General features: G+C 63.3%; 23 protein-coding genes. 8 read left to right on the plus strand and 15 right to left on the minus strand.

The annotated features are described in order from the left end of the window. Positions 1 to 10 precede the first annotated feature (10 nt). Together RALTA_RS04010 and RALTA_RS04015 are read left to right on the plus strand one after the other, a co-directional pair. On the plus strand, positions 11 to 3136 hold the full coding sequence (locus RALTA_RS04010; RefSeq protein WP_012352143.1) for a type I restriction endonuclease subunit R: 3126 nt from the start codon (positions 11 to 13) through the stop codon (positions 3134 to 3136). Positions 3137 to 3255: 119 nt separating this feature from the next. Beyond that, the gene (locus RALTA_RS04015) at positions 3256 to 3543 is read left to right on the plus strand and encodes a hypothetical protein (protein ID WP_041232073.1); all 288 of its coding nucleotides are present in this window, start codon (positions 3256 to 3258) and stop codon (positions 3541 to 3543) included. A 330-nt stretch (positions 3544 to 3873) separates the two neighbouring features. On the opposite strand, the gene RALTA_RS04020 is transcribed toward RALTA_RS04015, so the two are convergent. The 3 genes from RALTA_RS04020 to RALTA_RS30180 all read right to left on the minus strand — a co-directional run bounded on the left by RALTA_RS04020 (position 3874) and on the right by RALTA_RS30180 (position 5153). Next, positions 3874 to 4281 carry a hypothetical protein gene (locus tag RALTA_RS04020; protein ID WP_197536822.1) on the minus strand — a complete coding sequence of 136 codons (408 nt, stop codon included), beginning with the start codon at positions 4279 to 4281 and terminating at the stop codon, positions 3874 to 3876. Between the two features lie 24 nt (positions 4282 to 4305). Then, the gene (gene yecR, locus RALTA_RS31070) at positions 4306 to 4632 is read right to left on the minus strand and encodes a YecR family lipoprotein (protein ID WP_081479465.1); all 327 of its coding nucleotides are present in this window, start codon (positions 4630 to 4632) and stop codon (positions 4306 to 4308) included. A gap of 359 nt (positions 4633 to 4991) precedes the next feature. Then, positions 4992 to 5153, minus strand: a complete 162-nt coding sequence (locus tag RALTA_RS30180; protein WP_157877107.1) for a hypothetical protein — start codon at positions 5151 to 5153, stop codon at positions 4992 to 4994. 223 nt (positions 5154 to 5376) lie between these two features. On the opposite strand from RALTA_RS30180, the gene RALTA_RS30185 reads away from it, so the two are divergent. The 5 genes from RALTA_RS30185 (at position 5377) to RALTA_RS30200 (ending at position 9197) form a co-directional block, all read left to right on the plus strand. Next, positions 5377 to 5802: a hypothetical protein gene (locus RALTA_RS30185; protein ID WP_157877108.1), complete on the plus strand. Its 426-nt coding sequence runs from the start codon at positions 5377 to 5379 to the stop codon at positions 5800 to 5802. After that, the gene (locus tag RALTA_RS04025) at positions 5796 to 6788 is read left to right on the plus strand and encodes a hypothetical protein (RefSeq protein WP_157877109.1); all 993 of its coding nucleotides are present in this window, start codon (positions 5796 to 5798) and stop codon (positions 6786 to 6788) included. The genes RALTA_RS30185 and RALTA_RS04025 overlap by 7 nt, the downstream gene beginning before the upstream one ends. Positions 6789 to 8102: 1314 nt before the next feature. Continuing rightward, entirely contained in the window at positions 8103 to 8450 is a 348-nt protein-coding gene (locus tag RALTA_RS30190) for a hypothetical protein (protein ID WP_157877110.1), read from the plus strand. Positions 8451 to 8508: 58 nt separating this feature from the next. Continuing rightward, entirely contained in the window at positions 8509 to 8682 is a 174-nt protein-coding gene (locus tag RALTA_RS30195; protein WP_157877111.1) for a hypothetical protein, read from the plus strand. A gap of 320 nt (positions 8683 to 9002) precedes the next feature. Next, on the plus strand, positions 9003 to 9197 hold the full coding sequence (locus RALTA_RS30200) for a hypothetical protein (protein ID WP_157877112.1): 195 nt from the start codon (positions 9003 to 9005) through the stop codon (positions 9195 to 9197). A gap of 313 nt (positions 9198 to 9510) precedes the next feature. Here RALTA_RS30200 and RALTA_RS28860 read toward each other — a convergent pair whose 3' ends face one another. The 10 genes from RALTA_RS28860 to RALTA_RS04080 form a co-directional block, all read right to left on the minus strand. Then, the gene (locus RALTA_RS28860; RefSeq protein ID WP_012352154.1) at positions 9511 to 10164 is read right to left on the minus strand and encodes a tyrosine-type recombinase/integrase; all 654 of its coding nucleotides are present in this window, start codon (positions 10162 to 10164) and stop codon (positions 9511 to 9513) included. Further along, the gene (locus RALTA_RS30210; RefSeq protein WP_157877114.1) at positions 10136 to 10510 is read right to left on the minus strand and encodes an Arm DNA-binding domain-containing protein; all 375 of its coding nucleotides are present in this window, start codon (positions 10508 to 10510) and stop codon (positions 10136 to 10138) included. Before RALTA_RS30210 ends, RALTA_RS28860 begins: the two co-directional genes overlap by 29 nt. A gap of 157 nt (positions 10511 to 10667) precedes the next feature. Next, positions 10668 to 12134 (minus strand): ribonuclease G, encoded by a 1467-nt coding sequence (gene rng / locus RALTA_RS04045; RefSeq protein ID WP_012352156.1) that lies wholly within the window; start codon positions 12132 to 12134, stop codon positions 10668 to 10670. A gap of 134 nt (positions 12135 to 12268) precedes the next feature. Further along, positions 12269 to 12883 carry a Maf family protein gene (locus tag RALTA_RS04050; protein ID WP_012352157.1) on the minus strand — a complete coding sequence of 205 codons (615 nt, stop codon included), beginning with the start codon at positions 12881 to 12883 and terminating at the stop codon, positions 12269 to 12271. A gap of 42 nt (positions 12884 to 12925) precedes the next feature. After that, complete coding sequence (rlmH, locus tag RALTA_RS04055) at positions 12926 to 13405, minus strand: 23S rRNA (pseudouridine(1915)-N(3))-methyltransferase RlmH (RefSeq protein ID WP_011614787.1); 480 nt, start codon at positions 13403 to 13405, stop codon at positions 12926 to 12928. A 61-nt stretch (positions 13406 to 13466) separates the two neighbouring features. Continuing rightward, positions 13467 to 14213, minus strand: coding sequence for a ribosome silencing factor (rsfS, locus tag RALTA_RS04060; protein WP_012352158.1), 747 nt, complete (start codon positions 14211 to 14213; stop codon positions 13467 to 13469). A gap of 63 nt (positions 14214 to 14276) precedes the next feature. Beyond that, on the minus strand, positions 14277 to 15011 hold the full coding sequence (locus RALTA_RS04065) for a nicotinate-nucleotide adenylyltransferase (RefSeq protein ID WP_012352159.1): 735 nt from the start codon (positions 15009 to 15011) through the stop codon (positions 14277 to 14279). 10 nt (positions 15012 to 15021) lie between these two features. After that, entirely contained in the window at positions 15022 to 15933 is a 912-nt protein-coding gene (hemF, locus tag RALTA_RS04070; protein WP_012352160.1) for an oxygen-dependent coproporphyrinogen oxidase, read from the minus strand. Positions 15934 to 16100: 167 nt separating this feature from the next. Then, on the minus strand, positions 16101 to 17369 hold the full coding sequence (gene purD, locus RALTA_RS04075) for a phosphoribosylamine--glycine ligase (protein ID WP_012352161.1): 1269 nt from the start codon (positions 17367 to 17369) through the stop codon (positions 16101 to 16103). 89 nt (positions 17370 to 17458) lie between these two features. Further along, positions 17459 to 18184 carry a YebC/PmpR family DNA-binding transcriptional regulator gene (locus RALTA_RS04080; protein WP_012352162.1) on the minus strand — a complete coding sequence of 242 codons (726 nt, stop codon included), beginning with the start codon at positions 18182 to 18184 and terminating at the stop codon, positions 17459 to 17461. A 252-nt stretch (positions 18185 to 18436) separates the two neighbouring features. Here RALTA_RS04080 and RALTA_RS04085 point away from each other — a divergent pair, with 252 nt between their 5' ends. Then, positions 18437 to 19963: a helicase HerA-like C-terminal domain-containing protein gene (locus RALTA_RS04085; RefSeq protein WP_012352163.1), complete on the plus strand. Its 1527-nt coding sequence runs from the start codon at positions 18437 to 18439 to the stop codon at positions 19961 to 19963. Between the two features lie 17 nt (positions 19964 to 19980). Here the strand turns inward: RALTA_RS04085 and RALTA_RS29000 are convergent, their stop codons facing one another. Both RALTA_RS29000 and upp read right to left on the minus strand, forming a co-directional pair. Continuing rightward, entirely contained in the window at positions 19981 to 20145 is a 165-nt protein-coding gene (locus tag RALTA_RS29000; RefSeq protein WP_012352164.1) for a DUF3149 domain-containing protein, read from the minus strand. Positions 20146 to 20272: 127 nt separating this feature from the next. Further along, positions 20273 to 20923: a uracil phosphoribosyltransferase gene (gene upp, locus RALTA_RS04090; protein ID WP_012352165.1), complete on the minus strand. Its 651-nt coding sequence runs from the start codon at positions 20921 to 20923 to the stop codon at positions 20273 to 20275. Positions 20924 to 21035 lie beyond the last annotated feature (112 nt).

Genomic DNA, 21035 nt, shown 5'->3' on the forward strand with positions numbered 1-21035 from the left:
TCGCCTTCCGATGAGCACCCTACACCAGGAACACCATTTCGAGACTGAAATCTGCCAGCACCTGGCCGCCGACGGCTGGCTCTATGCAGAAGGCGACACCGCCCACTACGACCGCGCCAGCGCCCTCTACCTGCCTGATCTGCTGGCCTGGATCGAAGCCACCCAGCTTGACGCCTGGCAGCGCCTATCCAAGACTCATGGCCCGGCGCTGAAGGAGCGGCTGGCCGAGCGCGTGCGCAAGAGCCTGAACGAGCGCGGCACCCTCGACGTGCTGCGGCGCGGGGTCGAGATGCTGGGCCTGAAGGAGGCGCTGACGGTAGCGCAGTTCCGGCCCGCGCTGGCGATCAACCCGGTCATCCAGCAGCACTACGCCGCCAACCGGTTGCGCGTGGTGCGGCAGGTGCGTCATTCGCCGAACAACCCGCAGGACGCGCTGGACCTGGTGCTTTTTCTGAACGGCATCGCCGTGGCCACGGCGGAACTGAAGTCCGACTTCACGCAGGGCGTGCTGGACGCCGTCGATCAGTACCGCTTCGATCGTCACCCGCAGCCCAAGGGGGGCATGGCGGAGCCGCTGCTGTCCTTTCCCGGTGGCGCACTGGTGCATTTTGCGGTAAGCCAGGCCGAGGTGATGATGACCACGCGGCTGGCCGGTGCTGGGACGAATTTCCTGCCGTTCAACCGCGGCAACCAGGGCGGCAAGGGCAATGCGCCGAACCCGGACGGGTTTGCCACCGCCTATCTGTGGGAGGAAGTCTGGCGGCGCGACAGCTGGCTCGATATTCTGCATCGCTACCTGATCAACAAGCGTGACAACCAGAAGCAGCCGAAGTCGGTCATCTTCCCGCGCTACCACCAGCTCGATGCCACCCGCCGCATCGTCGCCGACGTGCTGGCGCAGGGACCTGGCGGGCGCTACCTGATTCAGCACTCCGCCGGCTCCGGCAAGACTAACTCCATCGCCTGGACCGCCCACTTCCTGGCCGATCTGCACGATGCCAGCCACCGGAAGCTCTTCGACAGCGTGCTGGTCGTGTCGGACCGCACCGTGCTCGACGCCCAGTTGCAGGAGGCCATCTTCGACTTCGGGCGCACCACCGGCGTGGTAGAGAGCATCACCAGCGAGAGCGGCAGCAAGAGCGCGCAACTGGGGCAGGCGCTGAAGGACGGTAAGAAGATCATCGTCTGCACCATCCAGACCTTTCCCTTTGCATTGCAGGCGGTGCAGGAACTGGCGGCCACCGAGGGCAAGCGCTTTGCGGTGATTGCCGATGAGGCGCACAGCTCGCAGACCGGCGAATCGGCGGCCAAGCTCAAGCAGTTGCTGTCGGCCGAGGAGTGGGTCGCGCTGCAGGATGGCGGCGAGATCGACACCGAGGGGCTGCTTGCCGTGCAGATGGAGGCGCGCAGCGGTGGCAAGGGCGGCAACGGCCTGACCTACGTAGCCTTCACCGCCACGCCCAAGCAGAAGACGCTTGAACTCTTCGGCCGTCCCGGCCCGGACGGGCTGCCGCAGCCCTTCCACAGCTATTCGATGCGCCAGGCCATCGAGGAGGGTTTTATCCTCGACGTGCTGAAGAACTACACGACCTACAAGCTCGCTTTCAAGCTGGCCCACGATGGCCAGGAATATGACGAGAAGGAAGTCGAGCGTAGCACCGCGATGAAGGGCATCATGCAATGGGTGCGGCTACATCCGTACAACATCGCCCAGAAGGTGCAGGTAGTGGTGGAGCACTACCGCGAGAATGTGCAGCCGCTGCTGGACGGCAAGGCAAAGGCGATGGTCGTGGTCGGCAGCCGCAAGGAGGCGGTGCGCTGGCAGAAGGCCATCCGCGCCTACATCGAGAGGATGAATTATCCGCTGGGCGTGCTGGTGGCCTTTTCCGGGGAGGTGGAAGACCCGGAGAGTTTCGCTGAGCCGGTCAGCGAGCACAGCAAGGACCTGAATCCCGGTCTGAAGGGCAAGGACATCCGCGAAGCCTTCGCCGATCCGGGCTACCATCTGCTGCTGGTCGCCAACAAATTCCAGACGGGATTTGACCAGCCGCTGCTGTGCGGCATGTACGTCGACAAGATGCTCGGTGGCATCCAGGCGGTGCAAACCCTGTCGCGCCTGAACCGGGCCTACCCCGGCAAGGATACGACCTACATCCTCGACTTCGTCAACGATGCGCAGGAGATCCTGAAGGCGTTCAAGACCTACTACGCGACCGCCGAGTTGGAGGCCACCACCGATCCGCATCTGGTCTACGACCTGCGCGCCAAACTGGATGCCGCAGGCCACTACGACGACTTTGAGGTGGCGCGCGTGGTGAAGGTCGAGATGGATCCGAAAGGCACCCAGGCACAACTCAGCACCGCTATCGCGCCCGTGGCCGACCGCCTGCTCAGGCGCTACAAGACGGCGCAGCAGGACCGCATCGACGCCCAGTCCCGCCACGACGACAAGGCGGCCGAGGCGGCCCGCGAGACGATGGAAACGTTGGTGCTGTTTCGCAACGACATGGGCGCTTACAGCCGCCTGTACGCCTTCCTGTCGCAGATCTTCGACTACGGCAACACCGACATTGAGAAGCGCTTCCTGTTCTACAAGCGCCTGATCCCGCTGCTCGACTTTGGGCGCGAACGCGACACCGTGGACCTGTCTAAGGTTGTGCTGACGCACCACAAGCTGCGCCATACCGGCCAGCAGACGCTACCCCTGAGCCAAGGGGAAGCGCCGAAGCTGCCGCCAATGGATGGCGTGGGAAGTGGCGCCGTGCAGGAAAAACAGAAGGAGTTGTTGCAAGAAATTATCCATAAGGTCAATGGCCTTTTCGAAGGCGAACTGACTGACGATGACCAGTTGACGTACGTGAATGGCGTGATCAAAGGCAAGCTGCTGGAAAACCCGACATTGGTCCAGCAGGCGGCCAGCAACAGCAAGGAGCAGTTTGCCAATTCGCCCGACCTGAAGGACGCGCTGATGCAGGCCATCATTGATGCATTCGAAGCTCACACAGCCATGAGTACGCAGGCACTGGGATCGGAGCGCGTACGCGAAGGACTGAAGGATATTCTGCTCGGACCGGCTCAATTGTATGAGGCGCTACGGGCACAGCCGGGAGTGCCACCGACCGCGGGGAGACTCTAGTTCTCGAATACACTTAGGCGTGGTTGGCTCGCACCGAGGGAGGTCTGCCCACGTGGATGCTTTGGGGTTTGCCGTCGCTCTTTGTCGCTTAAGGTCGTTACGCTGAACGGAGCATGGCTATGCACGGTACAGTCATCATTGTCGTCGGCACGATTACGCTGGTGCTGGTCGGCGTGTGGGTGGCCTGGAAGGTAATCGTTTATCTTGATCGAGCGAGAACCCGCAGGCTGGAGGACGCAGATTACGTCACCATGTGCGTCTATGGCGAGAATGGCATGCGGTTTCGCGTACGTCGCCACGTCTTGGAAATGTCCAGTCTGGACGATGGTTATGAGGTTCCGGCGTTCCTGTGCAAGCGGTCGCTGGCGCCGGATGATTCAATGCCAAATGGTCGCAAAGGGCAGTGACGGCGTTGCAGGCTAGGACGTTCCGTGGCCAGGCATAACCGTGCTTCACCGTCGACGTTGCTGGCACGATGCGCGGCGTCCTGATAGCTTTCAAAAGCCGGTCCAGGACCAGCCAGAGGCAGGGTCCCCGACCTCTGGGGGAGTGACAGCCGAGGTCGGTCCCAGTTATCTCGGGAGAGTGGAACTAGGAGGCAACGCGCCAGCCATCCTCACATTGAAAAAGCTGGCGGATTCCCTTTGAGGTCGGCATGGCTGACTTAATGGCGGATGCGGGGGCTGTCGAGCGCTTTTGAATTTGCGTCGGTCCGATGTGGTTGCTGAATCCCGGATTTAAATTGAATTAAGCTGCTTCCAAGCCTCGATCTGCTTTTCGAGAGTATACAGCTTCATTTCATGATCGTCCGGCCATTCTGACATACACCTTGTCTTGATTTGTTCCAAAATATCCGCAGGAATTTCATTAGATTCGTACTGGAAGAATCTGATGCCGGCGTCTAACTGATTTTTGACTGTGTGAAGCTCCATTTCGAAATCATAGGGCCAAGCCGCAGTCGAACTTTGAAATATCGGAATGGCAAAGACATTTTCACCCAATTCATTGCGAAGTTGCTGCAACTCGGCATATGCAGCGATCTGCTTATCCACAGTGTATTTCTGCATTTCAAAATCATCAGGCCAATCCACCCTAGCCTTCGCAAGAATCCTATCTCGGATATCTGTCGGAATCGTAGACATCATCACCCCCTGTGAAGAATGTATGTATTACCTCGACGCAATCGGGGTGCCAGTGCATTGGTATTCGATTGTAACCATCCAACGGTTGCAACCGCTGCTTGAGGAGTTAATACACTTCTTCGTTGCGCCGCCAAATGGCTCTGCTTCCTTATAGCCCCAAGCTGCGCATCGTTGTTTGGCTGTCGCGGCACCCTGTAACGTATTCACTTGGGGGGTCTCAAAAAGGCCATATTCGTAAGACATTTTGACCGTCCCGTCGGCCCTGCTGCCACCTGTGGCGACTAGTTTTTTAGGACTTGCGCAGGCAGTCAGAATGGCTACCGCACCAAGCATAATAGTGGTCTTCATTTTCATTTTCCCCTCCCCGTAAATATTGCAACCTGCGGACTCATGTGACCCGTTTCACCGGCTTTCGCCTTGTGGATGTATCGTACTTGATGAGCCCCATACCGCCCATACTCCGAATGGATGGTGATGCAGCGGCCGTCCCTCGTCTCGTCCCTTCGGTAGGTTCGTCGTTGGTCGGTTCGTTCGTGAACTATCAGTGATCACGACGCGCTGGCAAACATGCGGTCAGCGGGACTTCGACATTGTTGACTCGAATCGGAAAATCAACGATTCCACGAGATCGAAGCCGCCTCGGCGATCTCTTGGGCGCCGGTAACCGCGATCCCAGCTCGGCACGGAACTGCCTGAAGGTGCAGCGTGCTACTTCAGTTGGCCTCGGTATCTACATCGTGGTTAGCAGCAACCAGATTGATCACATCACCACCATGAACCGATTTTGCATCGGTACGGCCCTGGCCGTGCTCGCGCTGAAATCGCGCCTGTACCTCCGGCGGAAGCTTCGCAAACGTGCCGACCGGCTCAATCATGGCCCGACGGTGTGCCGGGAAGGAGCGCAGGACGCGGGCAGTGATGGCGACAGCTTGTCCCCCGAAAGCCCGACTGGCGAAACCTTGACTCCTCCCTACGAGTTCTTGATCCCCCCTGGGATAAGTCGACGCCACCGACAGCCGCATCCGCCGAATCTTCCGACGCCGTTCCTGACCGGAACATCACCACGGGCGCTCGGCGCGGCGCCGCGAGGCGTGAGCCATGGCCTGCGCCGACGAACAAATCCCACGCGCCAGCGTCGACGGCCTCGGAATCGTGGGTGCCGTCCATGGTCATTTCGTCGGTCAGGCGCGCAGCTTCTCGATTGCAGATGACCTCGAACGTGCGCGAGATAGCATCGTTCAATCGCGCGAGATCGGCAGCAAGCTTCGCGCTTGCGACCTGAATCGGCTGCGAGGTACAGGATGTTTCGCGGTGATCCTGGATCGACAATCAGAGGGTCGCCTTTTAGGAATTTACCAAGCCGTTACGGTGCGAATCGCTGTGCAATGCGAATCCGCCGCTGTCTACGAGCGCTGTGGATTCGCTCGGCGCTCCATTCGAGCTGCGGTTTCAGGGCGGATTGTCGAGATGATGGCTCGTATAATAACGTATTACGAAAACAGTCTGGAGAGGAATCCATGTTAATGGGAGACATTCTGAATTTTTGCAGATCATCGCTAGGTAATACATCTATAGAGGTTTACGAGTGGAAGGAGTCAGGCGTTAAGAAGGCACGCCTACCCAATTCACCGGACTTCTGCAAGCTAACGACAAAGCTACCCAATTTGACGTTCAGTGGCTGGAGTTTGGCACATGCAGTTGTCAGGGCTGACTATCTCGACCGGCGCAATTTGACGATGCCCGGCCTCGGCTTCTTGCTTCAATTTTCCCATCTGATTGACTTCTCCAAGCCGCCAATTGAACTCAAGGTCGGAGCATCGAAAGCGCTAAATGATGTGTCCTTGACGAGCCTCTCGGGCCGAGTTGCCCAAGGGCTGGCGATCTTGTATGGGCACCGTCTGGGCTTGAAATTCACTGCGCATTTACGTTCTCATGTCGAGTCGCTGCCAGCCGGAAGCCTTGGCGTCATGCACAAGGGCGAGGCCATGGCCGACTTTCTATTTGCAGACAACAACAAGACGGTTTTGATTGAATCGAAAGGGAGCTTCACACAGAAGGCGAACGACCCAACTGCGATCAAATCCGTTCTCAAAGGCGCGCTGAAGGAGCAAGTTGATCCATGGATGGGCTACCTGCAACCACCACCTAGCAACGGGTATGTAGTCTATTCCTGCCTTCGCGAGAACTCGTGGGCTCCCTCCGCGCTGTCTGTCGTTGACCCCAACGGCGAGGACGGTGAGACTGCCGATTTGCCGTTCAGCCGGGAACAAGTAATGCGCGAGAACTACGGCGCATGGTTGCGTGCGATGGGTCTACCCCAAGCCGCTGAGCGTCTGATGCGCCTGCCGGGCGCCGCCGTCGCAGAAGGCTTTGAAGCACAACCCGTCGAAACTGAGTTTCTGGTGTTCGAACACGAGGGCCGAAGTTTCGGTGTCAGTACCGATCCGTTTGGGGGGGTCGATATCTCCTCTGGGACTTCCCAGTTGTGGGAGTTGACCTGTCCGTGCTGAAAGCGATCTCAACGGCCATCGAAACGCCCAGCCTGGCGCTCACAGACCTACTCGTTGATCTCCCGTCGCAAGTGGATGCACAGCAGGAGTCGGCCAGTATCTTTCCTGATGGTTCGTTCTTGGGCTTGCATAACTCAAGGCATTCTCGCCTTCTAGCGATGCGGCTCTAAATTCGACCGCTCAATTTCGGGCAGAAGATCTTGTCTGAGGGAACGACCGCAACGGGTCCGAAAACGGTCGAAGTGATGGATTTCGGCGGGCGGCCGCTTCGGGTCGCGAAGCGCCAACTAGCCATCAGTTAATGCTGGTGGCTTGCCGCGCGAAGAGCGATTGTAAGAAAGGAAGCCTGGCACCGAGGGGAAGTCGTTCAGGGGCCCTTTGTCAGCTACCTCTTGTCATGCACCCAGCGATATCGGTTCGGATCTTGTGCCAGCAGGAAAGCCTTCATAGCCTCGCGCTTGATCTTGTCACCTCGTATAAAGATGCCTCGCAGTTCTGAGTCAATGGTTCGCGCGCTAGCGCCACGCTCCTCAGCTTGAACATACCAATTCCGGCCCTCGTCAAAGTTACCCAGTTCCATATGTACGGCGCCAAGCAGCGTGCATGGGCGGAAGTCCCGCGGCTGAAAGGCGTGTCCCCGCTCGCCCAACTGGCGGGCGTCATCTAGCCTGCCCATGTCGCGCATGACGCCGCCACGCGTACGCGGGCGCAGGTGCGGGCGGGTTGTAGCTGCGAGGCCAGCCTTACGGCTATTAGGTCCCACACGGTAACCTAAGTGGCTGACTTACAGCAAAATTAAAGACTGCAGTGCTGAAAAGCACACAAAAGAGCCCGAATATCGCATGGCATGCAGCAGTCGATGTAAGCCCTTTGGTCCCCGCCTAGCCTTCAACCATCTGGTGTATAGCTCACACGACGACTACTACCTATTCTGTTACCAATACGTTTAGGTCCAAAGTCTATGTCCCGAGCGAGGGCGTAGATTGAGGGGGAAGCAATGAAAAAGCAGGCCGTCAAAAGGTTTCAGGACCGTCTTCGCGGTACCCCGCCAGACGAGGTATTGGCAATAGCAGAATCTCTGTACGCACGAGCACGGACTGAGATTGCAGATGGAAAACAGTATTCGAAGGAAGATATTCGACGAATCAATGATGCGCGAAAATCAATCCAGCGCTTTAAGGAAAGATTGAAATGGGTTGGAAAATAATATATCTGCCACTATTTTGAGGGGCGCAAATGCGATTCTTTAGAGGGCCAGAAGGCAAATCCCTGGAAGATCCCTCTTATGAGGGGGTCGGCACGTACGAATTCTCAATGAGCGATGAGACGTGGACAGGGACCACCACAATTCGCATCAATATCGCAAAGGACAAGAGTGCCGAAAGGCAATCTGCCCTATATGTCGCGATTGATGAAGCCGACGTCTTGATGCTTCACAAGCTGCTTCTCAAAGGTTTGAGAGAGAAAATCGCGATGCTTGAGGAAGATGAGAGGCAAGTACAAGCGGCACAAAAAAAGGCCTCCGGTCGCCGTAAGGCGGTAGCCACAGAGTGTGTCGATCTCAGCGGAGATTACTCGAGACAAACTGAAAAACCTTCCAAGAAATTGGCGACGAATGCGCCGGCAGCGGAGTGGCCGTTTCCAATCGGTTCTCGTCCATGACTCGACTAGGCCGGACATGATTTGCTGGCCACGCGAAGGTGTTGGGAGGCATCCCATTATGATTAAGCTGGCCCGTTTGATCCTGATCCTCATCATAGGCATGGCAGCATTCCTCTATGCGTTGTATCGCATCGTGATTGGGGACGAGTGGGGCGGGATCGGCATCATGCTTTGTACCTTGTGGATCGCCCGCGCCTTGGCTGGCCCCTTGATTGACATAGGAGGGAGGTAAACTTCCGAGCCCGTCGACGCTGGTCGCCATCCGCGACGCGGGCGCGTGGGATTCGTTCGTTGGCCGCGCCCAGCCCAAGGCCCGCATGGCCTCCGCCGACCTAGGGTGGGGGTCGATGTGCTACGCTCCACGAGGAAGCCGGCTCTGCCCGGCGAAGGATTGCGGTTGAAGATGAGAATCCTGACCAAGAGGCAGTCAGCGTCGATGCGCTGCGTCATGCTCTCGAAAACGACCGTGCGGGTGCCGGCATTCCTTTTGCCCGGCAACAAGCCCAGGCCTTCGTACCACCTGCTGGAGGAGCACGAGCAGTGGGTCCAGCAATGGCACGACTCTTTGGAATCCGAGTGCCGTTTGTCGGTACGGGGGCATCGACCCCCCGGCGGAACTTCGACGGCATCGCACTGCGCAGCGATCCGAAGACCATCTACTTCAGCGCCAATTCCACGAAGCCGTTCCACTTTGTGATCGGCCACGAGTTCCTGCACCATCTGCGCCGCACGGCGCCGGGGTTGTAGGCCAAGTCTGAGGAACAGGCTCGCGCCATGTTCGCCAAGCCGGGACACGCCACGCGTGGCGCGCGTTAGGGTCAGTACGAAGACAAGGGCTGAACTACGACATGGTCCAAGACCTGGACCGGAAGAACTGTTCGCCGATACTCGTTTCTAGCCCAAGAAGAGGCGTGTCACTGGCGCATCCCGCCGTTCCTGGTAGTAGGTATGCCGGTCGTATATACCCTCGACACCCTGCAGCTTGTGGTTCCGCAACATTTCGGCGACATCCCGGTCGACGACGATCGGCTTCATGTAGCTGCGCAATGTGCTGCGCAGGTCATGCGGCGTGAATCGGCGTACTGGCGGCTTGTGCTCGGTCATCCAGAAGGCGATTGCCGCTGCCAGCGTGTCCTTGCTGATATGTCCGTGGCCGTTGGACGTTCGTCTGCCGGGGAGCACAAACGGAGATCCACCCGCCAGAACCCGTAGCTCCCGTAACCATCGACGACGGTGGGCGCCAGAGGAATGTCCATCTCGGGCCCGGTCTTGCTCTGGGGAGGTGCCAGTTGCCGGCGTCAAGGTCGATGTGCTGCCATTGCGCTGTGTAAAGTTCTGACACCCGCACGCCCGTCGCCAGCAACACACGCAGGGCCAAGGCATTTTCCCGGCTCATCTTGGCCGTCATGACGGCATGGATCTCCGCCCCCGACAACATCAGGCGTTTCTTGGGCGCGGTGCGCTCTCCACGCAGCGCGGATAGCTGAACGCCGCTGCACGGGTTGGCCTTGATCAGCTTGCGGCCCGCCGCGTGCTTGAATAGCACTTTCAGGGTCACGAGCAGCATTTGCGCTTCCACCCATCCCAGTGCATGGTTCCGCTCGATCACGTCGACGATATCGCCTGCGTCGACCTCGGTGACTGGCACCGCCCCGATGGCGGCTTCGATCCGCTTCAGGTCGCGCTCATAGCTGCGTTGCGTGCTGGTGGCCAAAGCGGGCAGGGTGAGCTCCCGATAGTTCTTCGCGAGCTGGCGGACCGACCAGATCTTGCGCGATTTTTCGTTGCGCTTCGCCGTCGCCGGGTTGATGCCTTGCTGGACCTCGACCCGCCGGGCGGCGGCCAGCTTGCGCGCCGCCGAGCGACAGGTCGGGATAGCTGCCCAGCGTCAGCTCATGCCGCCGTCCCCCGTGGCTGAAGCGCAGCACCCAGGAGGCCGCGTCAGCAGCGGACAGGGTGAAGGTCAGTCCGTCGCCATCGCTCTTGGCAACGGGTGAGCCCTCGGCGATCCAGTGCCGCAACTGAACATCCGACAGAACCTTGGATTCCCGTTTCGCCATCGCGATGTTCCGAAGCGTAGCTTCCAATCCAGCTACCAATTTGCAGTGCGTTACAGCTACGTCGGATGATACGCCATGAGACGGGATGACGGTAAAAACCGTTGCCTGTCTTAGGCTGGCGGGAATTTATTGAGATGGTGTGAAATTTCCTGATGAGTCACATCAGGATGATGTCGTACTGCTCCTGGTGGAAGGTCGATTCCACCTGCAGCGAAATCGGCTTGCCGATGAAGTCGCCCAGCATCGCCAGGTGCTGGCTTTCCTCTTCCAGGAACAGGTCGATCACTTCCTGCGACGCCAGGATGCGGAACTCGCGCGGATTGAACTGGCGCGATTCGCGCATGATCTCGCGCAGGATGTCGTAGCAGACCGTGCGCGGGGTCTTGACCTGGCCCTTGCCCTGGCATACCGGGCATTGTTCGCACAGCACATGCGCCAGCGACTCGCGCGTGCGCTTGCGCGTCATCTCGACCAGGCCCAGCTGCGAGAAGCTGTTGACGGTGATGCGGGTGCGGTCGCGCGACAGCGCGCGCTTGAGCTCGGACAGCACCGCGTCGCGGTGCTCGGCATTCTCCATGTCGATGAAGTCGATGATGATGATGCCGCCGAGGTTGCGCAGCCGCAGCTGGCGCGCGATGGTGTGGGCCGCCTCCAGGTTGGTCTTGAAGATGGTGTCGTCGAAGTTGCGCGCGCCCACGTAACCGCCGGTGTTGACGTCGATGGTCGTCATCGCCTCGGTCTGGTCGATCATCAGGTAGCCGCCGGACTTCAGGTCGACCCGGCGCGACAGCGCCTTCTCGATCTCGGCATCGATATTGAACAGGTCGAAGATCGGCCGCTCGCCGGTGTAGTGCGACAGCCGCGGCAGCACCGCCGGCGTGTACTCCTTGGCGAACTCCAGCAGCATCTGGTAGTTCTCGCGCGAGTCGATCTGGATCACGCCGGTGGCGTCGTTGATGAAGTCGCGCAGCACGCGCTGGGCCAGGTTCAGGTCCTGGTAGAGCAGGTTGGGCGCGGGCAGGGTAGTGGCGTTCTGGCGGATCGCGCCCCAGATCTTGCGCAGGTAGGCGATGTCGTTGCCGAGTTCCTCGTCGGTCGCTTCCTCGGCGATGGTGCGCACGATAAAACCGCCGCGCTCGTCGGCTGGCACCAGCCCCTGCACCCGGCTGCGCAGCGCCTCGCGGTCGACCTCGCCTTCGATGCGCTGCGAGATGCCGATATGCGGATCCTGCGGCAGGTACACCAGCGTGCGTCCGGCGATGCTGACCTGGGTCGACAGCCGTGCGCCCTTGGTGCCGATCGGGTCCTTGATCACCTGCACCATCAGCGCCTGGCCCTCGAACAGGGTCTTCTCGATGGCGAGCTGCGGCGTGGCGTTGTTGCGGTCCGGATCGCGCGGATGCCAGATGTCGGCCACGTGCAGGAAGGCGGCGCGCTCCAGCCCGATGTCGATAAAGGCCGACTGCATGCCGGGCAGCACGCGCACCACCTTGCCCAGGTAGATGTTGCCGACCAGCCCGCGCGTGAGCGTGCGTTCGACATGCAGTTCCTGGACGGCGGCCTGCTGCACGATGGCGACGCGGGTCTCTTGGGGCGTGATGTTGACGAGTATGTCTTCAGTCATAGCGGGTGAAACGCGTCGCCGGTGGCCCCGGCGGGGTGATCGGCAGGATAAGCGCGCCGGATACTTAGGCCAGATACTCGGGCCAGATACTCGGACCCGGCAAGCGGCTGAATACGGTTGGCCGGCCGCGGCGCTCAGAACCGCAAGCGGGCCTGGCGAAGTAACGCGGCCGTCTCAAACAAGGGCAAGCCCATGATACCTGAATAGCTGCCTGCAATCCGCGCCACGAACTCGGCGGCGCGGCCCTGGATGCCGTAGGCGCCGGCCTTGCCCAGCGGCTCGCCGCTGGCCACGTAGCGCTCGATCTCGGCGGGCTGCAGCGGGCGGAAGGTGACTTCGGAAACCGACAGCGCGTGGCGCATGCCGGTGGTCGATACCACCGTCACCGCGGTCAGCACGCGGTGGGTAGTGCCCGCCAGCGCGCCCAGCATGGCCGCGGCGTCGGCGCCGTCGGCGGGTTTGCCGAGGATGCGGCCGCCGAGGCAGACCGTGGTGTCCGAAGTCAGCACCGGCGCATCCGGCAGCGCGCGGCGTTCGCGGCGGCGCAGCGCGGCTTCGGCCTTGAGCGCGCACACGCGCTGGACGTAGTCGTCGGGGGTCTCGCCGGGCAGCACGGCTTCAAGCGCTTCGGCGTCTTCGGCGTCGTCGGCCAGCAACAGTTCGTAGCGCACGCCGAGCTGGGTCAGCAGCTCGCGGCGGCGCGGGCTCTGCGAGGCGAGGTAGAGGTAGTCGTGCAGGGTGTCGGGCATCGCGGCGGGGGGCCTTCCGGCGATGGCCGGAAATCAGTGGAATCAGGCCCGATGGTAGGGGTGGTTCTGCGTGACGGACCACGCGCGGTACAGCTGCTCGGCCAGCAGCACGCGCACCATGCCGTGCGGCAGGGTCAGGCTGGAGAGCCGGATCAGGGTGCTGGCGCGGGCCTTGAGCGCGGGATCGAGCCCGTCGGCGCCGCCGATCAGGAAGGCCACGTCGCCGCCCTCGCGCTGCCAGTCGGTCAGCTGCGCGGCCAGTTGCACCGTGGTGAAGTCGCGCCCGCGCTCGTCCAGCGCGACGATGCGGCACTGCTTCGACAGGCTGCCCAGAACCGCTTCGATGCGCGCGGCCTCGCGCTGCATCACGGTGGCGGCGTTATTGCTCGAAGAGCGGGTTTCGGGCTTGACCTCGCGCAGCTCGATGCGCAGCTCGGGCGGCATGCGCTTGGCGTACTCGCTGAAGCCGGTTTCGATCCAGCCGGGCATCTTGTGGCCGACGGCCACGATCACCAGTTGCATGGGTCAGACGTCGTGGTGATGCGGCGCAGCCCCCGGACTCGCCGAACGGCCGCGCACGGGCTCAGGCCGAGCGGGTGGCGCGCTTGCGCGCGGCCGGACTGGCTGCGCCGGTCTTGGCGGGCGCCTTCCTGGCCGCGGTCTTGGTGGCAGTCTTGGTGGCGGTCTTGGTCGCCGTCTTGCGCGCGGTGGTGCCGGCAGCGGTCTTGCGCGGCGCGGCGGCGCGGGTGCCGGCGGTCTTGCTGGCCGGGGTCTTGGCGGCGGCCTTGCGGGCCGGCTTGCGCATGGTGGCGATGGCGTCCGCGTCGGTGTCCTCGTGGCCCATCGGCGGCGACGGCTCCTTCATGCCTTCGGGCAGGCGCGCCAGCGCCGGGCGCAGGTTGCTGGCACGGCGCACGGTGCGCACCGGGGCCTCGTCCTCGTCCTCGTCGATGGGCTCGCTGGCCTTGGCCAGGCTGCGCGCGCCGGTGGCCAGCTTCATGCGCACCGGCTTGTCGCCCCAGATCTCTTCCAGGTTGTAGTACAGGCGCAGTTGCGGCTGCAGGATGTGGACCACGGCATCGCCGCAGTCCACCAGCACCCATTCGCCGGTTTCCAGGCCCTCGACCGCGACGATATGGCCGCCCGCTTCCTTCACCGTATCCCGCACCGACGCTGCCAGCGCCTTGGTCTGCCGGTTGGATGTCCCGCTGGCAATCACCACCCGGTCGAACAGTTCCGTCAGGTGGCTGGTGTCGTACACCTTGATGTCCTGCGCTTTGACATCCTCGAGGCCGTCGACGATGGCGCGTTGCAGTTTACGAATATCCATGGGTGTCTTCTTGTTCAGCTCAGATCGGTTTGGGGGTGGGCGCCGCGGACGGTGCGGCCCTGGTCATGCCCGGGCCGGGGCGTTGCGGTACAGCCCGTGGCTGGCAATGTAGTGTGCCACGCCGGGCGGCAGTTGGTCATCTGCCGGCTGGCCGGCCGCCAGCCGCTGGCGCAGATGGGTGGAAGAGAGGTCGACGGCGAGCGTCTGGTCGATCCACATCCGGCCGGAGGGCGTGCATTGTATCAGGTGCGTGTCGGCCTGGCGCTCGGCCAGCGCGGCCAGCACCGGACCCTCAAGCGCCGACAGGGCAAAGCGCGGCCGTGTCGCGGTGCACAAGTGCACGTGCGCGAACAGTTCCTGCCAGCCGTGCCAGGTGTGCAGGCGCAGCAGCTGGTCGGCGCCCATCAGCCAGCACAGCGAGGCCTCGGGTCCGTATTCGTCGCGCAGCTGGCGCACCGTGTCGATGGTGTAGCTGGGCCCGGCGCGATCTACTTCCATGCGGCTGACACGGACCCGGGCGCCGCTGTCGCCGAGCGCCGCCGCGGCCAGTTCGGTCATCGCCAGGCGGTCGGCGGCCGGCGTCACGTCGTCGCCCTTCTGCCAGGACTGGCCGGTGGGAATCCACACCAGCTCGTCCAGGCCCAGATGGTCGATGCACAGCCGCGCCAGCGCCAGGTGGCCGACGTGGGGCGGATCGAAGGTGCCGCCCAGGATACCCAGGCGGTAGGGGCGGGCGGCGCCGGCCTGTGGCGGGGCGCCCGCGTCGGCGGGCATGCGGGGGGGCTCGGGATGGGCCATGGATCAGCCGTCAGGCCCAGTCGCGCGCCGGCAGGAAATCGGTGTACAGCGCCGCTTCGGGGCTGCCCGGCTCCGGTTGCCAGTCATAACGCCAGGCCGCCAGCGGCGGCATCGACATCAGGATGGATTCGGTGCGCCCGCCCGATTGCAGGCCGAACAGCGTGCCGCGGTCGAACACCAGGTTGAATTCGACGTAGCGCCCGCGCCGGTAGGCCTGGAACTCGCGCTCGCGCTCGCCGTAGGGCGTGTCCTTGCGGCCCTGCAGGATGGGCAGGTAGGCGTCCAGGAAGGCATCGCCGACCGCCTGCATCATGGCGAAGCTGCGCTCGAAGCCGAGCGCCGAGAAGTCGTCGAAGAAGATCCCGCCGATGCCGCGTGCCTCGTTGCGGTGCTTCAGGAAGAAATACTCGTCGCACCACTGCTTGAAGCGCGGATAGAGTTCGTCGCCATAGGGCGCCAGCGCCTGCCGGCAGGTGCGGTGGAAGTGGGTGCAGTCACCGGCGTTGCCGTAGTACGGCGTCAGGTCCATGCCGCCGCCGAACCACCAGACCGGTTCCGTGCCGGGCTTGAGCGCCAGGAAGCAGCGCACGTTCATATGCACGGTGGGCACATGTGGGTTGCGCGGATGGAACACCAGCGACACGCCCATGGCCTCGAAGCTGCGCCCCGCCAGTTCCGGGCGGTTGGCCGTGGCCGATGGCGGCAGGGTGTCGCCGCTGACGTGCGAAAAGCCCACGCCGGCGCGCTCCATCACCGCGCCGCCTTCCAGGATGCGGGTGCGGCCACTGCCGCGCAGGCGTTCGGTGGGCGGCTTCTCCCAGGCGTCGGTCAGGAACGGCTGGCCGTCGATGGCACCGATGGCATCGGTGATGCGGTCTTGCAGACCGAGCAGATAGGCACGGACTGCCTGGGAATCGATCATGGTGGGCTGAATCGGATAAACCGACGAATGGACCGGCCGGATGGCAGTCCGGCAGCCCGTCGGCTGCCGTTTGCGTCACAGCATTGTCACGATTGTACCGGCTGGGCGGCCTGTTTGTTGCCGGAACCGGTCGCCGGAACCGGTCGCCCGGCACCGGCGCAGGCCTGTCAGCGCTTGATGGCGCGGTAGCCGATGTCGGTGCGGTACTGCATGCCGTCGAAGCGAATCTGCTCGACCGCGGCATAGGCGGCGCGCTGCGCGGCCTTGACGGTGTCGGCCAGGCCGACCACGCACAGCACGCGCCCGCCCGAGGTCAGCAGGGTGCCGTCCTTGAGCGTGGTGCCGGCGTGGAAGGTCACGCTGTCGTCGGTTTCGGCCGGGATGCCGGTGATGGCATCGCCCTTGCGGGGGGCGTCCGGGTAGCCGTGGGCGGCCATCACCACGCCCAGCGCGGTGCGGCGGTCCCAGTCCAGTTCGATGCTGTCGAGCTTGCCGGAGACGGCGGCTTCCATCACGTCGACCAGGTCGGTCTTCAGGCGCGCCAGGATCGGCTGGGTTTCCGGATCGCCCATGCGGCAATTGAACTCCAGCGTCTTCGGGTTGCCGTCCTTGTCGATCATCAGGCCGGCGTACAGGAAGCCGGTGTACGGGATGCCGTCCTTTTCCATGCCGCGCACCGTCGGCAGGATGATCTCGCGCAGCGCGCGGGCGTGCAGCGCGGGCGTGACCACCGGCGCCGGCGAATACGCGCCCATGCCGCCGGTATTGGGGCCGGCGTCGGCGTCGAGCAGGCGCTTGTGGTCCTGGCTGGTGGCCAGCGCCAGCACGTTCTTGCCGTCGACCAGCACGATGAAGCTGGCTTCCTCGCCGTCAAGGAACTCTTCGATCACCACGCGCGCGCCGGCGTCGCCCAGCTTGTTGCCGTCGAGCATCATGTCGACGGCCTGGTGCGCTTCTTCCAGCGTCATCGCCACCACCACGCCCTTGCCTGCGGCCAGGCCGTCGGCCTTGATCACGATCGGCGCGCCCTGCGCGTCGATATAGGCGTGGGCCTGGGCGGCGTCGGCAAAGGTCTGGTAGGCGGCGGTGGGGATGCCGTGGCGCTGCATGAAGGCCTTGGCGAAATCCTTGGACGACTCCAGCTGCGCGGCGGCCTGGGTGGGGCCGAAGATGCGCAGCCCCTTGGCGCGGAAGATGTCCACGATGCCGGCGGCCAGCGGGGCCTCGGGGCCGACCACGGTGAAGGCCACGCCCTCGCGCTCGGCAAACGCCGCGATGACCTCGGGATCGGTCAGCGGAACATTCTGCAGGCGCTTGTCGAGCGCGGTTCCGCCGTTGCCCGGCGCGACGTACACCACCTGCACCTTGGGCGACTGGGCCAATTTCCAGGCCAGCGCGTGTTCACGTCCACCCGAGCCGACAACCAATACTTTCATGATCCACTGCCAGAAAAGAAACGCATGCAAAGAGGCGGCAGCTGGGTCCTGTGAGCCGGGCTGCCGCCGTTGGGGAGCTTGATACCGTTTTAGTCTTCGATGACCGCGTTGGTGAAGACTTCCTGCACGTCGTCCAGGTTTTCCAGGGCGTCGAGCAGTTTCTGCATCTTGGCCGCGTCGTCGCCGCTGAAGCTGACTTCGTTCTGCGGCTTCATCACCACGTCGGCGACTTCCGCCTTGAAGCCGGCGCCTTCCAGCGCCGCCTTGACCGCCGAAAAATCGTTGGGCGGGCAGGTGACTTCGATCGAGCCGTCGTCATTGGTGACCACATCGTCGGCGCCGGCTTCGAGCGCGGCGTCCATCAGCTTGTCTTCGGGCGTGCCCGGGGCAAACAGGAACTGGCCGCAGTGCGTGAACATGAATGCCACCGAACCCTCGGTGCCCATGTTGCCGCCGTGCTTGGAGAAGGCGTGGCGCACTTCGGCCACGGTGCGGGTGCGGTTGTCGGTCAGGCAGTCGACGATGATCGCCGCGCCGCTCAGGCCGTAGCCTTCGTAGCGGATTTCTTCATAGTTCACGCCTTCCAGGCCACCCACGCCGCGCTGGATCGCGCGCTGGATGTTGTCCTTGGGCATGTTGGCGTCCATGGCCTTGTCCATGGACAGGCGCAGGCGCGGGTTGGAGTCGGGATCGCCGCCCCCGAGCTTGGCGGCCACGGTGATTTCCTTGATCAGGCGGGTCCAGATCTTGCCGCGCTTGGCGTCGGCGGCGGCTTTCTTGTGTTTGATATTGGCCCATTTCGAGTGACCGGCCATGATTCTCTCCGAAGCGGAATGCGGTGATCTGCGGTGATGTTGTGCGGGGTAGCCAGGGCGCCGCGGCGGCATCCGCAAGGCGGGCGGGCAGCGCGCGCCAGGTGACGGATATGCCTGGCGGCTGGCTATAATCAGCCCAGGATTTTATCACGCGGACCTGCCTGCGCCGCCCGGACCCGACCGACGCCCGCTCGTCTTCCGATCGGCGCCCGGATCGGCCACCAACCGACCCTCATGCAATCCAGGAACATCATGGCCGACCCCATCCTCATCGCCAAGAATGCCGAACATGAACTGGTGCTGCTGCCGCAGATGGGCAACCGGCACGGGCTGATCACCGGCGCCACCGGCACCGGCAAGACGGTCACGCTGCAGACGCTGGCGCAGGGCTTCTCCCGCCTGGGGGTGCCGGTGTTCATGGCGGATGTCAAAGGTGACCTGACCGGCATATCACAAGCAGCCGGGCAGCCGTCGGACAAGCTCAAGCAGCGGCTGGCCGACCTGAACCTGCCCGAGCCGGTCTGGGGCGGCTGCCCCACCACGCTGTGGGATGTGTTCGGCGAGAAAGGGCACCCGGTGCGCGCCACGGTTTCGCACATGGGGCCGCTGCTGCTGTCGCGCATGCTCGAGCTGAACGACACCCAGCAGGGCGTGCTGAACCTGGTGTTCCGCATTGCCGACGCCAACGGCCTGCTGCTGCTCGACGCCAAGGACCTGCGCGCGATGCTGCAGTACGTCGGTGACAACGCCGGCCAGTTCACCACCGAATACGGCAATATCTCGGCGGCCTCGATCGGCGCGATCCAGCGCGGGCTGATCGCGCTGGAATCGCAGGGCGGGGATGTCTTCTTCGGCGAGCCCATGCTGAACCTGGAGGACTTCATCCAGACCGACAAGGGCCAGGGCGTGGTCAATATCCTGGCCGCCGACAAGCTGATGAACTCGTCGCGGCTGTACGCGACCTTCCTGCTGTGGATGCTGTCCGAACTGTTCGAGAAGCTTCCCGAAGCCGGCGACCTCGACAAGCCCAAGCTGGTGTTCTTCTTCGACGAGGCCCACCTGCTGTTCAACGATGCGCCCAAGGCGCTGCTCGACAAGATCGAGCAGGTGGTGCGCCTGGTGCGTTCCAAGGGCGTCGGCGTGTACTTCGTCACGCAGAACCCGGTCGATATCCCGGATACGGTGCTGGGGCAACTCGGCAACCGTGTGCAGCACGCGCTGCGCGCCTTCACCCCGCGCGACCAGAAGGCGGTCAAGGTGGCGGCCACCACCATGCGCGCCAACCCGAAGCTGGACCTGGAAACCGCCATCGGCGAACTCGGCGTGGGCGAAGCGCTGGTGTCGTTCCTCGATGCCAAGGGCACGCCGTGCGTCACCGAGCGCGCCTGGGTGGTGGCGCCCGGCAGCCGCATCGGCCCCGCGACCGAGGACGAGCGCAAGCAGCTGATCGCGAACTCGCTGGTGGCGGGCACCTATGAGAAGACCGTCGACCGCGAATCCGCCTATGAAAAGCTGCGCGGCAGCGTGCCGACGGTGGCGAATGGCGGCAAGGGCGCGGGCGGAGCGCAGGCCGGGCAGCCGGCGGGCGAGCAGGACAGCGGCTGGCTCGGCACTGCCGGCGAGATCTTCGGCACGCTGACCAAGGGCACCGGCAAGAGCGGCCGCGGCGATTCGATCCTGGAATCGATGGCCAAGTCGGCAGCGCGCACGGTCGGCTCGCAGGTCGGGCGCGAGCTGATCCGCGGCGTGCTGGGGAGTTTGCTGGGGAAGAAGAAGTAAGGGCGTTCCGCCTGGGCTCAGCGCCGCTGCGCCGCGTCGCGCGCTTTCGCTGCGTCAGCATCCTCGCGCATCTTGCGCGCGAACAGGCGGGCGAAGAACCAGCCCATGCCGATGATGAAGACGATCACGCCCAGGCTCATCAGCCCGGTGCTGGTACTGAACAGGATCTTGAAGGCTTCCATGTGTGGCTCCCTTTATGTGTGGACGCTGGCAGGCGGCGCGGTCGCGCCGGCTTGCCGCCAGTTTAGGGAGCCGCATCGGGCGGGCTATTGAGGCCGGTCAAGCGCCGGCCAGCCCGCGTTCGTGCCGTCAGTTCTTGGTGCCGAACAGCCGGTCGCCCGCATCGCCCAGGCCGGGCACGATATACGCATCGGCATCCAGGTGGCTGTCGAGCGAGGCGACGAACAGCTTCACGCCCGGATGCGCCTTCTGGAACACTTCCACGCCCTCGGGGGCGGCCACCAGCGCGACGAAGGTAATGGCCTCGTCCTTGACGCCGCGGCGCTTGAGCACTTCCACCGCGTGCGCGGCCGAATAGCCGGTGGCGACCATCGGATCGCACAGGATGAAGCTGCGGTCTTCCAGCGCCGGCAGGCGCACCAGGTATTCCACCGGGCGATGCTGCTCGTCGCGGTACACGCCGATATGGCCGATGCGCGCCGACGGGATCAGCTCGACCAGCCCATCGCTCATGCCCACCCCCGCGCGCAGCACCGGCACGATGGTCAGCTTCTTGCCGGCGATCACCGGCGCGTCCAGCTCGACCAGCGGGGTTTCGATGCGGCGCGTGGTCAGCGGCAGGTTGCGGGTGATCTCGTAGCCCATCAGCAGCGTGATCTCGCGCAGCAGCTCGCGGAACGTGCGCGTCGACGTTTCCTTGTCGCGCATGTGCGAGAGCTTGTGCTGGATCAGCGGGTGGTCGAGGATGAAGAGGTTGGGAAAGCGCGGGTCTTGTTTCATGGCTGGCGGCGAGGGCTCGGCGGGATGGCGAGTGAAGCGCGCGCGCGAGGCCGGTTGGGGCTCGCGCGCCGCGCCGTTGCAGCCGGATTGTAATGGAAGCGGGCCGCCGCGC

Source organism: Cupriavidus taiwanensis LMG 19424 (assembly GCF_000069785.1).
Classification (GTDB): Bacteria; Pseudomonadota; Gammaproteobacteria; order Burkholderiales; family Burkholderiaceae; genus Cupriavidus; species Cupriavidus taiwanensis.

Excerpts from the sequence above, each read along its gene's own strand:
- RALTA_RS30200 (WP_157877112.1), top strand. The coding sequence starts at position 9,003 with ATGGCACGACTCTTTGGAATCCGAGTGCCGTTTGTCGGTACGGGGGCA.
- hemF (WP_012352160.1), bottom strand. The coding sequence starts at position 15,933 with ATGATCGATTCCCAGGCAGTCCGTGCCTATCTGCTCGGTCTGCAAGAC.
- RALTA_RS04015 (WP_041232073.1), top strand. The coding sequence starts at position 3,256 with ATGCACGGTACAGTCATCATTGTCGTCGGCACGATTACGCTGGTGCTG.
- RALTA_RS30190 (WP_157877110.1), top strand. The coding sequence starts at position 8,103 with ATGAGCGATGAGACGTGGACAGGGACCACCACAATTCGCATCAATATC.
- rlmH (WP_011614787.1), bottom strand. The coding sequence starts at position 13,405 with ATGCAACTGGTGATCGTGGCCGTCGGCCACAAGATGCCCGGCTGGATC.
- RALTA_RS04025 (WP_157877109.1), top strand. The coding sequence starts at position 5,796 with ATGTTAATGGGAGACATTCTGAATTTTTGCAGATCATCGCTAGGTAAT.
- rsfS (WP_012352158.1), bottom strand. The coding sequence starts at position 14,213 with ATGGATATTCGTAAACTGCAACGCGCCATCGTCGACGGCCTCGAGGAT.
- RALTA_RS04080 (WP_012352162.1), bottom strand. The coding sequence starts at position 18,184 with ATGGCCGGTCACTCGAAATGGGCCAATATCAAACACAAGAAAGCCGCC.
- RALTA_RS30195 (WP_157877111.1), top strand. The coding sequence starts at position 8,509 with ATGATTAAGCTGGCCCGTTTGATCCTGATCCTCATCATAGGCATGGCA.
- RALTA_RS04010 (WP_012352143.1), top strand. The coding sequence starts at position 11 with ATGAGCACCCTACACCAGGAACACCATTTCGAGACTGAAATCTGCCAG.
- RALTA_RS04065 (WP_012352159.1), bottom strand. The coding sequence starts at position 15,011 with ATGGCCCATCCCGAGCCCCCCCGCATGCCCGCCGACGCGGGCGCCCCG.
- RALTA_RS30185 (WP_157877108.1), top strand. The coding sequence starts at position 5,377 with ATGGCCTGCGCCGACGAACAAATCCCACGCGCCAGCGTCGACGGCCTC.
- RALTA_RS30180 (WP_157877107.1), bottom strand. The coding sequence starts at position 5,153 with ATGATTGAGCCGGTCGGCACGTTTGCGAAGCTTCCGCCGGAGGTACAG.
- RALTA_RS04050 (WP_012352157.1), bottom strand. The coding sequence starts at position 12,883 with ATGCCCGACACCCTGCACGACTACCTCTACCTCGCCTCGCAGAGCCCG.
- yecR (WP_081479465.1), bottom strand. The coding sequence starts at position 4,632 with ATGAAAATGAAGACCACTATTATGCTTGGTGCGGTAGCCATTCTGACT.
- purD (WP_012352161.1), bottom strand. The coding sequence starts at position 17,369 with ATGAAAGTATTGGTTGTCGGCTCGGGTGGACGTGAACACGCGCTGGCC.
- RALTA_RS29000 (WP_012352164.1), bottom strand. The coding sequence starts at position 20,145 with ATGGAAGCCTTCAAGATCCTGTTCAGTACCAGCACCGGGCTGATGAGC.
- RALTA_RS04085 (WP_012352163.1), top strand. The coding sequence starts at position 18,437 with ATGGCCGACCCCATCCTCATCGCCAAGAATGCCGAACATGAACTGGTG.
- RALTA_RS30210 (WP_157877114.1), bottom strand. The coding sequence starts at position 10,510 with ATGGCGAAACGGGAATCCAAGGTTCTGTCGGATGTTCAGTTGCGGCAC.
- RALTA_RS04020 (WP_197536822.1), bottom strand. The coding sequence starts at position 4,281 with ATGATGTCTACGATTCCGACAGATATCCGAGATAGGATTCTTGCGAAG.
- rng (WP_012352156.1), bottom strand. The coding sequence starts at position 12,134 with ATGACTGAAGACATACTCGTCAACATCACGCCCCAAGAGACCCGCGTC.
- upp (WP_012352165.1), bottom strand. The coding sequence starts at position 20,923 with ATGAAACAAGACCCGCGCTTTCCCAACCTCTTCATCCTCGACCACCCG.